Annotated in this window: 16 protein-coding genes and 1 tRNA gene; 10 read left to right on the forward strand and 7 right to left on the reverse strand. The window is 46.7% G+C overall.

Annotated elements, in window-relative coordinates:
* Positions 1–5 precede the first annotated feature (5 nt).
* The 4 genes from AABA21_RS32585 (at position 6) to AABA21_RS32600 (ending at position 2,362) form a co-directional block, all read left to right on the forward strand.
* Positions 6–698: a hypothetical protein gene (locus AABA21_RS32585; RefSeq protein ID WP_338256680.1), complete on the forward strand. Its 693-nt coding sequence runs from the start codon at positions 6–8 to the stop codon at positions 696–698.
* A 35-nt stretch (positions 699–733) separates the two neighbouring features.
* On the forward strand, positions 734–1,324 hold the full coding sequence (locus tag AABA21_RS32590) for a DUF4291 domain-containing protein (RefSeq protein ID WP_338256683.1): 591 nt from the start codon (positions 734–736) through the stop codon (positions 1,322–1,324).
* Between the two features lie 94 nt (positions 1,325–1,418).
* A complete protein-coding gene (locus tag AABA21_RS32595; RefSeq protein ID WP_338256685.1) occupies positions 1,419–1,892 on the forward strand; it encodes a hypothetical protein in 474 nt (157 codons plus the stop codon).
* A 38-nt stretch (positions 1,893–1,930) separates the two neighbouring features.
* Positions 1,931–2,362: a WapI family immunity protein gene (locus AABA21_RS32600; protein ID WP_338256687.1), complete on the forward strand. Its 432-nt coding sequence runs from the start codon at positions 1,931–1,933 to the stop codon at positions 2,360–2,362.
* 106 nt (positions 2,363–2,468) lie between these two features.
* Here the strand turns inward: AABA21_RS32600 and AABA21_RS32605 are convergent, their stop codons facing one another.
* Complete coding sequence (locus AABA21_RS32605) at positions 2,469–3,212, reverse strand: hypothetical protein (protein ID WP_338256688.1); 744 nt, start codon at positions 3,210–3,212, stop codon at positions 2,469–2,471.
* A gap of 221 nt (positions 3,213–3,433) precedes the next feature.
* On the opposite strand from AABA21_RS32605, the gene AABA21_RS32610 reads away from it, so the two are divergent.
* Positions 3,434–4,516, forward strand: coding sequence for a WD40 repeat domain-containing protein (locus tag AABA21_RS32610; RefSeq protein WP_338256689.1), 1,083 nt, complete (start codon positions 3,434–3,436; stop codon positions 4,514–4,516).
* A gap of 204 nt (positions 4,517–4,720) precedes the next feature.
* Positions 4,721–5,035, forward strand: coding sequence for a hypothetical protein (locus AABA21_RS32615; RefSeq protein ID WP_338256691.1), 315 nt, complete (start codon positions 4,721–4,723; stop codon positions 5,033–5,035).
* Between the two features lie 146 nt (positions 5,036–5,181).
* On the opposite strand, the gene AABA21_RS32620 is transcribed toward AABA21_RS32615, so the two are convergent.
* Positions 5,182–6,033 carry a hypothetical protein gene (locus AABA21_RS32620; RefSeq protein WP_338256694.1) on the reverse strand — a complete coding sequence of 284 codons (852 nt, stop codon included), beginning with the start codon at positions 6,031–6,033 and terminating at the stop codon, positions 5,182–5,184.
* 256 nt (positions 6,034–6,289) lie between these two features.
* Here AABA21_RS32620 and AABA21_RS32625 point away from each other — a divergent pair, with 256 nt between their 5' ends.
* Positions 6,290–6,850 (forward strand): hypothetical protein, encoded by a 561-nt coding sequence (locus tag AABA21_RS32625; RefSeq protein WP_338256695.1) that lies wholly within the window; start codon positions 6,290–6,292, stop codon positions 6,848–6,850.
* Positions 6,851–6,913: 63 nt separating this feature from the next.
* On the opposite strand, the gene AABA21_RS32630 is transcribed toward AABA21_RS32625, so the two are convergent.
* Positions 6,914–10,540, reverse strand: a complete 3,627-nt coding sequence (locus tag AABA21_RS32630; RefSeq protein WP_338256697.1) for a DEAD/DEAH box helicase — start codon at positions 10,538–10,540, stop codon at positions 6,914–6,916.
* Between the two features lie 4 nt (positions 10,541–10,544).
* Positions 10,545–11,489 (reverse strand): hypothetical protein, encoded by a 945-nt coding sequence (locus AABA21_RS32635; protein ID WP_338256699.1) that lies wholly within the window; start codon positions 11,487–11,489, stop codon positions 10,545–10,547.
* 589 nt (positions 11,490–12,078) lie between these two features.
* Here AABA21_RS32635 and AABA21_RS32640 point away from each other — a divergent pair.
* Positions 12,079–12,231: a hypothetical protein gene (locus tag AABA21_RS32640; RefSeq protein WP_338256700.1), complete on the forward strand. Its 153-nt coding sequence runs from the start codon at positions 12,079–12,081 to the stop codon at positions 12,229–12,231.
* A gap of 126 nt (positions 12,232–12,357) precedes the next feature.
* On the opposite strand, the gene AABA21_RS32645 is transcribed toward AABA21_RS32640, so the two are convergent.
* From AABA21_RS32645 to AABA21_RS32655, 3 genes are all read right to left on the reverse strand, one after another.
* Complete coding sequence (locus AABA21_RS32645; protein ID WP_338256702.1) at positions 12,358–12,990, reverse strand: IS630 family transposase; 633 nt, start codon at positions 12,988–12,990, stop codon at positions 12,358–12,360.
* Complete coding sequence (locus AABA21_RS32650) at positions 12,879–13,340, reverse strand: helix-turn-helix domain-containing protein (protein WP_338256703.1); 462 nt, start codon at positions 13,338–13,340, stop codon at positions 12,879–12,881. Before AABA21_RS32650 ends, AABA21_RS32645 begins: the two co-directional genes overlap by 112 nt.
* A gap of 404 nt (positions 13,341–13,744) precedes the next feature.
* Positions 13,745–13,825, reverse strand: a tRNA-Leu gene (locus AABA21_RS32655).
* 443 nt (positions 13,826–14,268) lie between these two features.
* On the opposite strand from AABA21_RS32655, the gene AABA21_RS32660 reads away from it, so the two are divergent.
* Positions 14,269–15,216 (forward strand): PAS domain-containing protein, encoded by a 948-nt coding sequence (locus tag AABA21_RS32660; RefSeq protein WP_338256704.1) that lies wholly within the window; start codon positions 14,269–14,271, stop codon positions 15,214–15,216.
* Positions 15,207–16,367 carry a sensor histidine kinase gene (locus AABA21_RS32665; protein ID WP_338256706.1) on the forward strand — a complete coding sequence of 387 codons (1,161 nt, stop codon included), beginning with the start codon at positions 15,207–15,209 and terminating at the stop codon, positions 16,365–16,367. The genes AABA21_RS32660 and AABA21_RS32665 overlap by 10 nt, the downstream gene beginning before the upstream one ends.
* The last annotated feature ends 2 nt before the right edge of the window (positions 16,368–16,369 follow it).

Here is a 16,369-nt window from a genome sequence, read left to right on the forward strand (position 1 = left end):
ATGCCATGGAAACTACTCTTGCTGTGCCTTTGTTGAGATCTCAAATTGATGTGGCAAATAGGCTGCACCAGCAGTTACGGCAATGGAAGGATATAGATCAAGCACTTGAAACTTTGCACACGCACTTTCCTGGATTCGACATGGACTCAACTCTGTTAAAGGTTGTTGCTGTGAATCAACTGTATGGGACGCGGCTCTATATGGTGGTTCCGATGGCCAGGCATGTCACTGAGGTTATGAGTACATCAGATGAGCTAGAGGATACTGAACTCGTCGAGCAGATCGCCGCGTTTGCAGGCCACAAACATCTCAGTTTTGCCTCCAAATTTGCTCATTTTTTCATCCATATGGAACGTTTCCCTATCTATGATGCCTTTGCGAGAAACATGGTTGCCCACCATCTAGGAACACATGTGCGAACTGTTGGAACAACGTCACCGTATAAGGCTTTTGTTGACAACATAGAGCAATTAAAGCAGCGTGCCGCATTATCGTGTTCAAATAAAGAACTCGACCGTTATTTGTGGCTGGCTGGCCTTTATCGTCTGTGGAAGAGATATCAGAATAAGTATGAGGAGAATACGAATGAAAAGAAAAAACTGAGGATGAATGCAGAGGTTGAAGCTCTCTTCAATGACTTCTCATCAGTGAATGCGGCAGAGCTAGCTCAATTGTATCCCTGGTATCCAGAGAAATGATATGCAATCAGGGATATTTCATGTAAGATGCGGATATGAATATCAATGAAATTCGTGCTGATTATGACAGCAGGTCGATTACAGTCTACCAGGCTTATGGGAAGGCTATCGCCTTGCCAGCGATACGGCACAATCGCTTTGTGCCCCCGTTTTCGATGCACCGCATGACCTGGATCAAACCCTCATTTTTATGGCTCATGGAGCGCAGCAACTGGGGACGCAAACCTGGCCAGGAAATGATTCTGGCCATTCGCATGACACGGCAGGGTTGGGAGGAGGCGCTCTCTCAGGCTGTATTGACCACGTACGATCCATCGGCCTACCGCAGTTATGACGAGTGGGCCACGCAATTTGAGCAGGCACGCGTTCACGTGCAATGGGATCCCGAACGCACGCTGCGGGGCAAAACCCTTCCCATTAACAGCATTCAAGTCGGTCTGAGCCGCCATATTATCGAGCAGTACGTTAATGAGTGGACTGTAGAGATTCGAGACGCAACTCCACTGGTGCGAAAGATCTATGCGCTTTTGCAAGAGGGTAAGGAAGCGAAAGCGAAGACCTTGCTACCTGGAGAACGTGTGTATCCAGTGCCTCCAATCCTTGCCCGGCGCATTGGTATAAAGTAGCACAAGTTGTGATGTCAAATGATCCATGTCATAGGAGGGTGCTGCAAGAGATATGTATACTTGCCGCTTTATGCAAACTATTGAAGGTGCAGCCTTGAGGCTCGATGCTCTGCCTCTCGGAGACGTCCCACGTGGGCTCGGAACTCCATCGCTCTATTGCCTGGTGGGTGAGGATGATGTGCCCGTGATGAGGATCGACGTGTACGGCGATCCAGGCGCATTCACCGAGGCACAGATCTGGCACAACTGGGTGATTATCGGCTTTGCTGACCGGGTTCATTTCGTCTCCCTTGAGACGCGACAACACCAGTCTCATCCCTTGAGCGGCTACTTTGGGCATCTCTATCCGCTGCAAGATCGACTCCTTGTCGCTTCAGCTTCCGATCTGTTGTGCTTTGATGCGCAGGCTCAACTGCAGTGGATCTCAGAACATCTTGGAATTGATGGTGTCGTTATTACGCGTGTTGAAGACACCATTATCTATGGAGAAGGCGAGTGGGATCCACCAGGGGGATGGCGACCATTTCAACTGGCACTCTGCACCGGACATATCCTTACAGAAGAATAATTCCATGGGCGCATATGTATGAGGAGAGCGTAATTGTTATGAGGATTCAGTCTGAAGATCATCGGCACTGCATTCAATTGAAGTTTCAAGAAGTGAATATGCTCTACTATCCAAGCGTGCGTGCCCAGATCGAAGCCAGCGCGTATGATTTCTCGGCCAGCATGCATTCCGTCTGGTTTAGTCTAGATGAAATGCACGTCTTCCTCACGGATTTAGTGCGTCTAAAACAGCAGCGTGCAGAGACAACCGTATTAGCCGGCATGAGTCCGAGTGAAGCGGTTCTTTCCATCCAGAAAATCGATCGAGTCGGCCATATGATCGCCAAAATCGACCTTACACGCACCCTCCCTTCTGTCTCCTGGAACATTGAACAACATCTCAGTATTGCTTTTGAGATCGATGTGTCCTTGCTCCCTTCGCTGATCAGATCTTTTGAGCGGCTGATTCCAAAGGATGAGAACGAGCAGTAAGCATAGTGCAGATGAATGAACGCTGTTTTGGCCTGGGCATGCGTTTATGCTTTTTATGATGAGGAGTATGCAGCATTGTTGTGCTGTGAAGACTCTGCATCTTTGTTTAAAAAGGAAGTAAATCCTGAGTCAGGTAGTGCCGTTGTTCTTGTGATAAAAATGGATGTTGCTCTAATCCCGGGAAGCCGCCCCATTGTAGAATGCATAACCGCAAATAATTGACGAACGTAAGCTGGTGCGGTTCTCCTAGAAACAGCGTATCGATGGCTTGACATGGAAGGAGTACATCATAGGTTCCCCCACCGCTATAGCCATATTTGTGGAAGCAGTCGCCGGCGAGCAGCAAGCGGGGATCTTCCTGCCAGCTTTCACCAGACACTGTGACTTGTATGAGCGCAATGTCTAGGGGACAAATACACAGTGGATCTAATAAATACCCATCTTTGGGGTCCATGGAGGAAAATGCGCCGACCAAATCAATGGTTCCGACTTCTCGATAAAAGAAGCGCAGTGAGAGGGGCAGCGATCCAGTGAGGTGATCCAGCAACGTGATTTGCTCGTGCGCATTCTGTGCTGGAGGTTGGAAGAGAGGTTGTTCCTTTTCGTATGCTTCTTGCTCTTGTTGCGTAGTGAATGCTCTACTTAACCCTTTGTGATGCACATATCCAATCTCGGGAAGGCGTTGAAGAAGCGTCTCGATATTGAAGCGTACCCGTTGCATCATGGAACGCATGACGGCCGATGCATCTTCATAGAGCGATGGATCGCGGATACGATCGTGCATGGCAAGCAAGGTGTCATAGACCTCTTGATGATGACCCCGTTGGTAGTGTTCATAAAAATGTAGCATAGGTGATATCCTTGATCCTAGTACAGTAAAGTGACGAAATGAATGACCTCTGATTATATATAACTCCACATATCATATATTGTATCTTAAGTATGGCTGAGCAGGCGTTTGCTTATCGTGCGTACGAACTGAGAACGCTGTGTTTGATGTAACGCTGTTTCGTCGTGAACCTGCTCAGTACTCTAGAACCCATGTGATTTTCGATAGAAAAGAGAACACCTATGCTTTTGTATCTTCATCCTACGCGGCGTGAGGCTATCACGGCTAGCGGAACGACGCTCACCCGCTGGTCGCTTACCACCAACCCATCCACAATCCTGACCCGGGTTTCTACGGACCCGTCGCCTATCTTCGAATACATGTATAACCAAAGTGGCCGGCTTGTCGAGCACGGTGGGATTACCCGCTCACCCGATGGTGAACTGTTCGCGTTACAGCAACCCACGCCGCCTGATTCTCGTCCTCCAGATCCTTCTGTAATCGAATGGCGCCGTTTGGATGATCTCTTACCAGCCCGAACAGCTACCGTTCCAGGCACGGGATGCCCGATTATGAGCATGGATTGCTCCCTCGATAGCCGCTGGCTGGTCATGGACAATGATGAAGATATTTTTCTTCTTGATTGGCACACCGGTGAGGTGATCAGTCGCCACTTCTCTGGCGGCTATGCAACCAGCGGTCTTGCCTTTGACCCCACGTCTACCTTTGTCGCAGGATTATCTTTTTCTGATGGTGGAGGGTGTTTGAAACTCTGGCGACTCGATCCTGCGGAACGATTTGTTGCACGACCGGTCAGAGAGGACTGGCTCTCACACACGTTTGTGCCGCAGGATGTTGTGAGTGGAAACATGGGGTTGACTCTGATGCATGAGGATCTAGACCGAACAAACATTACCTGGACGGATCGGGATCTCGCAGACACGGCATGCCTCACAACATTTAGCTCGGATAGCCGCACCGTGGTGTTTGCTCTCACATCCGCCTACAGCAAATGTGGCATGGAACTAGTGGCTTATGATGTACCGTCTGGTAGGCGCCGATGGTGTACACGCAGCGAAGAGGAGCACTGGGGAAGAGGTGTCTTCGCCCCTGATGGCCGTAGCTTGATAGTTCCTATGGAGGAAAACCAACTCTTCGTCTATCGCGTTGAGGACGGCACATTGATCCAGCGCCTGCCCATAGCACTCGATGAAGCCGTCCAGGCGCTGGCGTTTGATCACGATGGCCGGACGCTCTGGTTGGCCTCAGAAGGGGAGCTGGTTCAGTATTCAGGTTATACTCATGAGGAAGTGCTCTACCAATAAGGATATTCCTATTCTTTTCGGATTTCTGGTTTTATTGGAGCTTATTCAGAGGCCGGGCCTTACAAGTTCATGTTCATCAATTTCATATAAACCTTGTCATGGGTAACTCATTGCCTACATCATAACGTTATAGGGAATGAGGAGCGAGAAGGAATGGATTGATGTTGATCAGTTGTTCTTTTACCACTATAGAGGAAATGGGCAATGACTATGAAGATGAATACCAGTGTGGACAAAAAACAACGAGCCAGGCAACTTGCGGATCTTCTTCATCAAACGGGAGAAGATCACCATATCGCATTCAAAGCAACTGATGGCGCCGATCCTGATTGGTCGATTTGGTACGCTGATCATTTGCGCGAAAAGGGGATTGAGACGTTGCTCGATGCGAAATTGCTGAAAAGCGATTTGATTTATCTGCTTGTTCTAGCCGATAAAAAACAGATGAGTGAAGCTCCCGGGGCACGTTGGGAACAGTTTTATGCTGATTTTTTTGTCAATCGTTATATTCATGATTGACGTTCCCCAGCGATAGAACATCGCTTGGTCGGGCATGGAGACGTGCCCTGTTAGCCCTGCCATCATAAATGCAACCCAGGGTCAAAACGAGAGCTTTTGCGTTCATTGCGGCGTTTGACCTGCTAGCGGATGAGAGGCTGTTCTTCTCATTGGATGAGACCTGCATCATTCAGAGCTAGCGGAAGCAGATGTTCGGCATTCAGGGTCTGCGTCCAATACGTGAGTTGTGCGATATCCAGTTGTGTTCCCTGGACTTTCATCACGCCAAGCACATCGTTCCATTCCGCGTCATTAATCATTCCATCGGAACTGCTGGAGAGTTCTTTGGAGCAGCGGGCCAACTTCCATGCCACCATTTCAAGAGCTGAAGCCACGGGCAATGGGGCATAACGCTCATCAATCAACAGGGGCACAACCCTGGCCTGCATGGCCTCGTCAAATCCGGGAGCATGAGGAATAATTACATCGATGTTCATGAGCGTGTCCAGATGGATCAAGGACAGAGAGTTCTCCCCGTAAAGTATCTGAGCAATTTCCTCTCGCTCCACAAGATACTGATCCTGGAGAGTCGCGAGTGCTGCGCCCACCGAATGGACATTGTTTCCCTGTCGGATGAGCACCAGATCAATGTCAGACGCACTCTGCTGCATCCCATGGATCGAGCTAGCGATGGAGCCGCCGATGTAGGAGGAGATACCTACCTCGTGGAGCGCTTGTATCACTGGGAGAAGCGCCGCTGTTAAGTCCACGGGTTGTTCCTGCCACTGAGGTCGAGTGGCAAGTGCGTCTTGTACACGTTGACCGATGCGCTGACCATAGCCAATGGTGATGGCACGGATCGCTTCCACCTGTCTGTCTTGCTCAGGATCGCGTCCACTCAGCATCCGTTGCGAGAGAGATTGCACTAGGCGGAAACGCCTGGAGACAGGGGCCTGACGAATCCGCTCAATTAGAGTGTGCTCGGCTTCAAAGCTCGTATCTGGCGATTGCGTTCGCATCTGCGTTTCTCCTTCTTCATAAGAGTGTCTTCCTTGCTCTTTCTCGTGTCAATACAAATGATCACTAGTAGACATTCCTCTTAAGCCACTGAATTAGGAGATGACATCCCTTTGAGCCAGTATATTCCCATCGAATCTGTGTTGCTTGTTCTGGCAGCCGAAGAGAGCGAGACGTGTCGACGAGCAATCAAGGTGCTCAGTTATTTCGATGTTTCTGTCCCAGTAGAGAGGTTATTGTCGTACCTCGATAATGAGAATGTTGAACTCGCAGGTCTTATCGCAAAGCAAGGACGGCAGGAGGGGAATAGATATTCTCGTCGCCAATCTTCGCACGCGCTTTCGCGTCGATCATGCTTTTGCAACTCTGGGAGCATTAAGCGAACGAGCGCCAGCAGAGCTTTTGCTGCTCGAACTCCATACGAGCGACACATCCGTGCGCCAGGGTGTGGCAGTAACTTTCTACGAAACCCACCCTGAACTACTTCCACAACTCGTGCCAGAGCTTGTCGAAATGCTTTGTACCGGAAAGGTGAGACCTCCACTACAGGACATCCTGGTCGCGCAGGTTCTGGCTCGCTACGCAACTCACATTCGACTTTGCTTACGTGGTTTGATCAAGCCCTGGACATTTCCCATTGGGAAGTTCGCATGTGGGCTTATTGTTGGGTTGAGCCAGATGTCACCACATATTCCAATGCCAACTATTAAGAAGTTCCGAAGCCTGCTTGATGACCCTGAATCAGCAAGTTTGCCAGGCCGCGTTCATGCACTTGAAGCTATTGCGTTACGCACCGCTACGGATGAGCATCGATGGTAAGCCGCAGGTTGCGAATGGTACAGAAAGTGAGGCGTTGAAAAACTTTCTGTAGGGATCCAGAAACTAAAGGTAAGGATTAGATGATACCACTGCCTCAGAAGCATTAAGCGTAAAATCAAAATTGTATGAGTAGTACGACTCCCATCTTTTGGGTTTCCAACAAGATGCCAAAGGGAATCCTGCTGGATCAAGCCATTGTATCTTATTTTCTACTATTACAGGTATAACTTTCCATATCTTCGTAGGCACTCTTTCAAAGTTCCTTAGTAACTCAACTTGTATATATGCAGGAGGCTTATTAGATCCGATTGACCGGCTTGTCTTAAAGTGATTATCAGCCCAATTCCTAATGAATGATGCGTTTAAAATTTCATTAGGATCTGCGTGGGGTGGATTGTTATAATACTCTTCGGCAGCTTCTTCTGCATCTTTACGTGTGATTTTAATGTTTTTTGCAAGTAAATATGCAGCGACAGGATCTAATGTTCCCCAAGTAATAAGTTCTTTCATCCAAAAGACAATCCACGGTAATTGTAAAAGCGGCCAATCCTGTAAGGAGGACTCTAGAGTGATACCTTTATGTATTTCATCCCATGCTAGAGATATAATGCTACCTAATCCCCAATTGAATTTATATAAAAAATTATGATATACATAGTCATACCAACGAGAAATATCTGATGGCGTTTTGGGTCCAATACCCGCATTAGGATCAAGCCACCAGCGTAAGATATCCTCCCAAGGAGCCTCCGTATTCCCAAATGTTGCGTTTTTTAGCTCAAATTTAGACAATGTACCTAAAAGGTCTACAATTGTTTGAATATAGTTAAAGCATCTATTCTTATCTTTTTCTTTCCACCAAAGAGAATATTCTTCTCCTTTTTTCAGCTCTTCTTCAACTTTGGGATAAAGTTCTAATAGTTCATTACCTGAACGTGGAGGTAAACTTGTACGATACAAACGCCGACGTTGTGCTGCATCAGGGTAAATAGTTGTTTCTATTGATTTACCACGGCGAATAAAGATTTCTTCTAAAATTCTCTCTTCATGTGCAGCATAATATGCATAGCTGCGCTGCCAAATTTGACGAAGCCGATTTTCTAATTCAGAAGCGACAAGTGGTTCGTTTTCTATTTGCTCAAACTCAGTAATAACAGAGAGTAATATGCTATCTAAAGTATCTACTGCCTCTACTGCTGAAAGCCCGGTATTTTCATCTAGGTTTTTGGGTGTATGTAATGGTGTTACTTTTTCAAGCCACTCAAAAAACTGTACCTGATTATTGTAGGCGAAATATTGATCCCATTGCTCTTTTAGGTATTGAAGTAGTTGAGCTAATGGACTTATGGCACCCGTTTCTTTGTCAGTAGATTCTATAGAGCCTTTTATTTGCTCAATTAAATTTTCGTATCGATCCCTAATTTTAGCTATATCGAAAATCTCCCACGCATCATGCCCTCGTTCATTCTCTAGAACTACCAGCGTTCTGCCTTCTGTACTTACTCCTGGCCTACCTGCTCTGCCCACTAAGTTAGTGAATTCACGTGCATCCATGATTTTTCCGGAACGGAGTATGGTTGGAACAAGAACCGTTTCAAAAGGAAGATTTACTCCTTCTGATAGAGTTGAAGTAGCCAAAACGATATGTACTATATCTGTCTGGATTGCCTGTACCAGCGAACGAGCCATTAGCCCCGGCATTTTCCCATGGTGAACTACTATACCTTTTTCAAGTAGTTTATATTCATGTGACTCTTTGCCAAAATAATCTTCACAGGAGCGTAAGCATTTTTGCCAAATTTCCACTTTACTTTCTTCTTGTGGAGGGAGAAAGAACGGTTGTATTTTTTCATTCACCCAGGTTGATTCTAGTAAAGTAAGGAAATCTTGTGCATAGCTATTAATATTTTGAGTTACGGAAATAAGTACAGCGCCACGCTGATCTTGATGATATTGAGCCGCAAATTGCATGGCTGCCCATAATGAATAAGGACGAAGACGCTTTTCTGGCCCTCGATTTGTTGACTCCCATGCAGCAATAGAAGGGCAGGAGTCAAAAGGATTGATAATGAAAGGCGTTTCAGACGAATGACCTTCTTTAAACTGTAAATTTTCTCCATCAAGGAGGTCATAATGAATAGAGAAAGTTTTGTCGGAGTGGACTTCGAGGCGTCCAATTAATTGACGGGTACTTCTATATAAGGTTTCTGCTGGTTCCGCATCAATTTTCCCTGTTACCCAATTAGCGAGTATATTTTGCATTTTTGCCGTGACCGCTGATAGTGCAATTACTCTTCCATTGCTTTGAGACAAATATGTAAATAACCGTGTACCCAGTGACTCTAGACGTAGAGATCGACTTTCCGCTTTCCTTAGATCCATCATAGTGTCATTAAATTGGATTGAATGTGCCTCATCAATAACAACTAGTGATAAACGTTTAAGAAGTATAGAGCCTAGAAACCTCATTAGAGCTTCTGCTTTCTCATAAGTACAAATTAGTACAGTTTGTACATCTGATGTTAGCCATGCATCAGTTGGCCCCCAATCAGTTCCTCCATAAAGGCCTGTTATACTTATTGGAGGTTCATTAAGGTTGCGTAAAACACGAGAGAGATTTGCTTCTACTTCTGCTGCAAGTGCTCGTGAAGGTACTAAATATAGGGCCAGGGGAGCCGGTTTGTTTATAAAAAAATCTTCTGTGTTTGAAGGAGTATTTAGAAATAGACTTTTTAGTATTGCTAGTTCTGCAACTCTTGTTTTCCCTGACCCAGTTGGTGTACAGAGAACAAAGGACTCATTTCCACTTAATCTTTTTATGCCTACTATTTGAGAAGGCCAAGCTAACATTTTGCTTTGTTGAAAGCATTGATGCAAATAACGCTCAAGCGCTTTTTGGCCTGTCTCGTTTATTTCTGGTAAAAGGGTCTTTATATGACTACGTAGAGAGTTATTTACATAGACACTTGCAACCTCAGAACATAATTTTGCAAGGAGCCAAGAATAAGAATCATCACCATTAGTAAGCAAGTTTCCCATTGCTGAGATTTTTTTTAAAGCATTTTGTAATCGGGCATTTTCTCCCCAGCGCATTTCCGCATATAAAACCCCTAAAGCACTAATGGTTTCTTTAACAAATCGTTGTTGTAGCTTGAGTGAAAGTTGGCTGGCATCTTCCCATGGTAAATGACCTTGCTCACTTGAAATAAGATGTTGCTCCCAATAATGGATAATTTGTTCAAGTAATAGAGGGAAATCTGCTTTTAACAAAAAATAAAGAATAAGTGACTGATTACTATTTATTGGTTCTTTACCAAGTAGTCCACTGGACAATGCTGGATAGCCAGCGAGTTGATATGAAGCAGCTGCAAGAAGATTGAGCGGTAATTCATCCAACTGTATTTGCGGATGAGATAACCATTCTAATAATGCGCCGGCTCGTCGTACACTGTCACGCCAGTGCTCGTCACCTGCATCTCTTTCTATAAAAGCAGCTTCCAGAAGGCTTATTGCGTCGTTTAGTCGTTCAGTAGCCTCTTCTCTTTGCCAACTTGATAATCCTGGCTGGTTGGCTCGCAGTCGTGTATATTGGCTGTATAGTTTTGCAAACGATGGCGGAAGGTTAGTGCCTGCAAAACTTTCTCTTAGTTTTCTTGCTAACTCAATAATATCGTCGGCTGAAAGAGTCATATGTTTAGTCCTTTAAAGCATATTCAATAGAAATTTCAGTTTTAATAATGTTCTTTCTTTCATACACTTTTTGAATCAACTCTCTAACCGCCGGTAAATGGATTTCTACAGTTTCTAATCTTCTTTGTGCTTTATATTTTTCGTGTGGCTTGCTTTTTGAAAGCCAAGCAGTACGTGTTTTTGACGCTGGACTTTTACTACAGATATAGCTTACCATATCACAACGTTCTGGTTCATAATTACAATTTTCAGGCAATTTTTTACGCAGAAAAAGTGATAGTTTTTGGAGTGCAAGAACCCATTGCTTGCTCTCAGCATCCTCTCTTTTCTTCAAAACCTCAATAATACGGGGTATGTCTACGGGAACAGAAATGCTTACACTGTCATGAGCGTTACCAACAAGATTGGTTTTATTTCCTCCAGTTGTGCACTTAGCTTCACAATACAGATACCTAATTATTTGCCCTTCACTATCGAGTTGAAAAGCAAGACAGTCATCACCTGTTCTCCCTGGAATTTTTTTCGCACTCGTTCCTGTTTGATGGATTCTTTCTAGTTCTTGAAATGCAACAATATGATAACGGAATAAAAACAATGGAACTTTCCAGCTATTTTCATCAAAAGGTGAAAAATGCTCAGCAATAAGTCCTGCAAATATCTCTCCAAAGTAGCCTTGTAAGGCCTCTATATGGAGGAGTTCTGGATATCCCTCTGTCGGATCGAACGAAGGAGGGGCTTCTAAAGGATCAAGGTTATTTTCAAGAAAAGCTTCACGGAGATATATCCTCGCGTCTTCATGAGCAGCGTGCACATATGAGGCCAATTCCTCAAGGAAGTCATCCCGTTTATTTGGGTGTTCGGTAATTAAACGATGCCTATATTTTTTGTCGTTAGACCACTTACTTACATCATTTTTTAGCCAAGGAGAAAACTTATTTTGTGTAATCATTCTTTCTCATCCTACCAAAAACAGAACATTTTTCAATGTTTCAATGCCTTAGAGTTTGTTGTGTATCTGCTTTACTGAGAGAGGCTCAAGTCACAATTAAAGATAAATATGAGAATGTAATAAACTGGTATATCTGTAAAGTTAATCTGTTGATGTTTAATTGGCCGTAAATTTAATATATCATTATTCAATGTTTTTTTAATTAATGAATGTTATTCATGTGAAATGGAGTATGTCCTTCATTAAGAATCATCCCCTAACAATAATGTAAGCAATTTTAACATAGTAGGGCTTTTGATGTAATTCCTTGAGATACTTAATACTGACTTTCCTTCGGAAATTAGAGAACATCAGAAACTTACTATTTATATCTTCCCCTCTTAGTACTTAATATATTAGATTATGCAAGTGCTTTTGTCTATCCTTAAATCACAATGGGTATAGCTATACTAAACGGCAAAAGGGAAAAGGAGGTATGAAAATGATGCATCGCTTGGCATGAGGTACAGACTCATCAAATGGTGGACGAGCTTAGTAAAATAGAGAAAATTGAGTACAAAAGCACAAAGCTTATACTAGGAACAGGTATATGAATAAGGCAGGACAAAAAGATATTTTTAATATCTTTCATGATGGAAGCTTTCAGAACTTTTGTCCAGTAGGCAATGATCGTAAGTTTGATGTTGATATTGAATATCTGGTTCAAGTAGTCAATCCCCACTATACATTTTCAAAGGAATAATGAAAAATTGTCAGCAGCTTGTGCTCGGTATATGGGATGTGGGAGAGACAGAAGGCATCGCTACGATCAATGATTTTGCAGATGATCTGGAAATCTCAAGTGCTGATATTGATTCTAGAGCGTTAATCAAAAGGATTGAGCCTCAAACTGCTGTGTTTCGGTAAAGATGGGTTCACCCTCACGCGGGAGATAGCCACAGTGAGTAAACCAGCTCCGAGCGTCTTGGTCCGTAATTTCCTCCAGCGCCAGGGCAATCGCTTCCTGCAACGCCTCTGGCGTACGAGCACCGATGTGTCGTAAGCAGGTCTTGAGTTTGGAAAACGCCTGCTCAATGGGTGAGAGATCGGGCGAATAGGAAGGCAAGAACACCAGATGGCATCCTTTGGCTTCAATCGCATCACGGACCCGCGTCCCATGATGGGTATTGAGATTATCCAGCACCACCGTCTGTCCCGGCTGCAAACTGGGAGCTAGAACCTGTTCGATGTACGTCTCAAACGCGCAGGTATCTGCCGCTCCCTCCAGCATCAGTGCTTCCCCCATCCCGGTCAGAGAGAGCGAGGCGATCAAGGTCGTATTGGCTCCTGTGTTGCGAGGAACCTTGCCAACGGCTCGCGTTCCTCGTGGAGAACGGGCATACAGCGGAGTCAGAGCGATGTGCGTCCCGCATTCATCGACAAAGATCCACTGGTCGTGTAGTTCTCGCCTGGCTTGCACACGCCAGGCTGCTCGCGCCTCCTCATCCCGCTCGGCGGCCACCAACGTCTTTTTTTTCGAGTCCAGCCCAGGCTGGTGATGGCGCGGCCCATCGCCGCGGCACTCACTTGCTGCCCGTGCGTCTCTTCCCAGATCTGGCACTGTTGCTCCAGCGTCGCCTCCCGGTGGGCTTCCAACTGGCTCCAGAGGTCTGCCCGTAAGGCATCTCCTTTCGTTGCTGGGCGACCTGGAATGGGTTTGGGGGCCAGCACTCCGGTCTCTCGCTGTTGTTTCGCATAGCGTTTGATGGTGGCGCGAGAAACGCCAAAGAGATGGGCAATTTCTTCGCGCGGGCGGCCTTCTTCGACGGCGCGCACCACTCGTTCTCTGAGATCTGTTGAATAGGCTTTCATGTATCCAGTCTACTCTTCGGCTCAAAGCTTATGCGTACCGCTCTAGGGGCAAAGTTCATGTTGTCTGTAATGACTTTTCACGTTGCCTTGGTACATTTCTATACGTTCAAAGCGAGGCTTTCCTGATCTTTGATGAAATGGTAAAGCCATGACTGTTGCTGAATTGACAACTGTGTGTTGGAAATATTAGGAAGGTTGAATCATATTACATGCCTGCTTTCTGTCTGCTAGCTGGTAGCGGGCTGTGTTCTTACCTTAATTTACGCACGTCTCACGCTCCGAATCCTGACAGGAGAGTTGACAGGAAAAGGGGGAGACGACCAGGGATTTTCGTGGAAACCAGTAGAGTTTGGGAGGGGATTTGAGCACAGGATAGACCTCGATGGACTCCAGAAGCGGGGTTATGCCGGTGGAGAGATTCGAACCCTCAACCCTTGCGGGACTTGTTTTTGAGACAAGCGCGTATACCGTTCCGCCACACCGGCTTGTGTTGACGGAATGTATAATACCGCATCTATATGCGGAAGTCAATAGTTTTTTTGGTTTTTTGGCACGAGATTGGCGATCCGTGGGCTGGTTCTTTTTTGCTATGGTCACGGGCTGGCGGTGGTACTATCTCGTGTGTTTTTGCGTTCCCTGGCTTTATTGGTGTGTATTATTATAGATGAATGGATGGTTATGGCAGAGTTTTCCGGGTGCGGCGCATGGGCGGTTTGGCTGACGTTATACGCGGCCTGACGGCAGGGAGGTATGTGCGGCATATACTACTCTTGCGCATTGGGAAAAAGTTCTGTTATACTTTCCAATATCATTTGAGTGAATAGCAGAGATGGTTGTTTTCTCTACTTTTGTGAGCTGCGGCGGAGCTTTGTAGTTCGAGCCTGGCTTTGTTTCAAGACTTTATTTAGCTATGGCGCGGAGGAATTTCATGCTTGATAATATGACCCCGAACTCTCCAACGTTGTCTCAGCCCGCCGGTAAGTCGCTGGCGTCTCTGGATGCCGATATCATTATTAAGAATGCGCCGGATCCAATCTTTATTTCGGATCTTGAGGGTAAGATTCTGTCGGCCAATGACGCGGTCTATGAGTTGTTGGGCTTCCGCAATGATGAGGTTCTGGAGCAGTCGCTGTCGCGCTTCATTAGCGCTGATGAGACGCGTGAGTTCCTGGCGGCCCTCAAGGAGGTCATTGAGCGTGGATCAACCAGAAATGCGCGCTTGAATCCGCGGACGGCCTCCAATGAGGTGATCCCGACGACGCTCAATGCGTCGGCGTTGCGCGATACCGATGGCAAGGCGATTGGCGCCATCGGCATCTTGCGCGATATGCGTGAGCTGGATAAGGCACGGGCCCTGGCGGATAGCCTGATTAAGAATGCGCCGGATCCGATCTTTGTGTCGGACCTGGAGGGCAAGATTCTGTCGGCCAATGACGCGGTCTATGAGTTGCTGGGTTTCCGTCCCGATGAGGTTCTGGAGCAGTCGCTGTCACGCTTTATTAGCGCCGAGGAGACGCGTGAGTTTCTGGCGGCCCTCAAAGAGGTGATCGAGCGTGGGACGACGCGTAATGCGCGGCTGAATCCGCGGACGGCTTCCAATGAGGTGATCCCGACGACGCTCAATGCGTCAGCGCTGCGCGATACCGATGGAAAGGTGATCGGTGCCATCGGTATCCTGCGCGATATGCGGGCATACGAGAAGATTCTGCAGGATCTGCAGGAGTCGAAGGCTGAGCTGCAGGAGAAGATCCTGGACCTGGAGAAGTTTGAGGAAGTGGTGGTGGGGCGTGAGCTGAAGATGATCGCGCTGGAAAAAGAGATTGAGAATCTGCGGCGCGAGTTGGAAAAGGCGCGAGGTCAGAGTAAATGGACGTAGCGTTTTCGCATACGCCAGCCCTTTCTGATCATCAAGAGCTGAGCTTTGAACAGTTGAGCGAGGCTTATCAGCGTCTTTTGGAGGAGAATGCCGCTCTTGAGCTGCGGCTCGTGAAGAGCGAGGAGCGGCGTCGCGCCTTTATGCATATTTTGAGCGATCTGAATATGGTGAATCGTAAGCTGAACGATCAGCGGAAGGCGATGATCCATATTCTGGCCGATTATGAGCATGATCGCAGTCGCCTGGCGAAACAGACGGAGCGTCTGCATAATTCGCGCCGGGCTTTGATGCATATTCTGCAGGATGCCCATCAGTCGAATCTGCGCCTGGAGAATAGCCGCAAGGCGATGATCCATATTATGAGCGATCTCAAGGAGACGTCGGAAGAGGTGCAGCGGCGTGAGCTGGAGCTGCGTGAGAAGCAGGAGCAGCTGGTCCAGGCGGGCAAGCTGGCGACCCTGGGCGAGCTGACAACGGGGGTGGCGCACGAGCTGAATAACCCTTTGAATAATATTGGTTTGTTCGTGGGCAATGCTATCGATCTGATTGAGTTGGGTATGGCGGATACCGATCCTGAGCGTATCTTGCAGGAGCTGCATAGTACGATGCAGCAGGTGCGTAAGGCGACGGAGATTATCTCCCACCTGCGTACTTTTGGGCGCGCCGCTTCTGTGAGTCGTGAGCCGGTGATGATCACCGAGGTGATTGAGAATTCGATCTCTCTGATGCAGGAGCAGTTGCGCCTGCGCCAGATTGAGATCAATATTCAGTTTCCTCCGAGTGACGTGGTGGTGATTGGCAATGCGATCCAGTTGGAGCAGGTGTTTATAAATCTGTTGACCAATGCACGCGATGCTCTTACCGATATACCGCGTAAGATGATTACCATTACCTGTACGCTGGATGAGCAGTGGGTCGATATTACCGTCAGTGATACTGGTCCTGGCATCGCGGAAGGTCTGGAGCAGCGTATCTTTGATCCGTTCTTTACGACGAAGGATGTCGGTGCTGGTACAGGTCTGGGACTATCTATTACATATGGCATTATCAAAGAGCATCAGGGGACAATCCTGGTTGAGAACCATCCGGGCTCGGGGGCTACATTTCTGATTCAATTGCCACTACATATAAGTGAGATGTTAGGTGAGTGATT

It is taken from the genome of Dictyobacter halimunensis (assembly GCF_036245075.1).

Bases quoted from the DNA above. Each gene is read 5' to 3' on its own strand.
- AABA21_RS32610 (WP_338256689.1), top strand. From the start codon at position 3,434: ATGCTTTTGTATCTTCATCCTACGCGGCGTGAGGCTATCACGGCTAGC.
- AABA21_RS32660 (WP_338256704.1), top strand. From the start codon at position 14,269: ATGCTTGATAATATGACCCCGAACTCTCCAACGTTGTCTCAGCCCGCC.
- AABA21_RS32635 (WP_338256699.1), bottom strand. From the start codon at position 11,489: ATGATTACACAAAATAAGTTTTCTCCTTGGCTAAAAAATGATGTAAGT.
- AABA21_RS32640 (WP_338256700.1), top strand. From the start codon at position 12,079: ATGAATAAGGCAGGACAAAAAGATATTTTTAATATCTTTCATGATGGA.
- AABA21_RS32600 (WP_338256687.1), top strand. From the start codon at position 1,931: ATGAGGATTCAGTCTGAAGATCATCGGCACTGCATTCAATTGAAGTTT.
- AABA21_RS32650 (WP_338256703.1), bottom strand. From the start codon at position 13,340: ATGAAAGCCTATTCAACAGATCTCAGAGAACGAGTGGTGCGCGCCGTC.
- AABA21_RS32665 (WP_338256706.1), top strand. From the start codon at position 15,207: ATGGACGTAGCGTTTTCGCATACGCCAGCCCTTTCTGATCATCAAGAG.
- AABA21_RS32630 (WP_338256697.1), bottom strand. From the start codon at position 10,540: ATGACTCTTTCAGCCGACGATATTATTGAGTTAGCAAGAAAACTAAGA.
- AABA21_RS32615 (WP_338256691.1), top strand. From the start codon at position 4,721: ATGACTATGAAGATGAATACCAGTGTGGACAAAAAACAACGAGCCAGG.
- AABA21_RS32590 (WP_338256683.1), top strand. From the start codon at position 734: ATGAATATCAATGAAATTCGTGCTGATTATGACAGCAGGTCGATTACA.
- AABA21_RS32620 (WP_338256694.1), bottom strand. From the start codon at position 6,033: ATGCGAACGCAATCGCCAGATACGAGCTTTGAAGCCGAGCACACTCTA.
- AABA21_RS32625 (WP_338256695.1), top strand. From the start codon at position 6,290: ATGTTGAACTCGCAGGTCTTATCGCAAAGCAAGGACGGCAGGAGGGGA.
- AABA21_RS32585 (WP_338256680.1), top strand. From the start codon at position 6: ATGGAAACTACTCTTGCTGTGCCTTTGTTGAGATCTCAAATTGATGTG.
- AABA21_RS32605 (WP_338256688.1), bottom strand. From the start codon at position 3,212: ATGCTACATTTTTATGAACACTACCAACGGGGTCATCATCAAGAGGTC.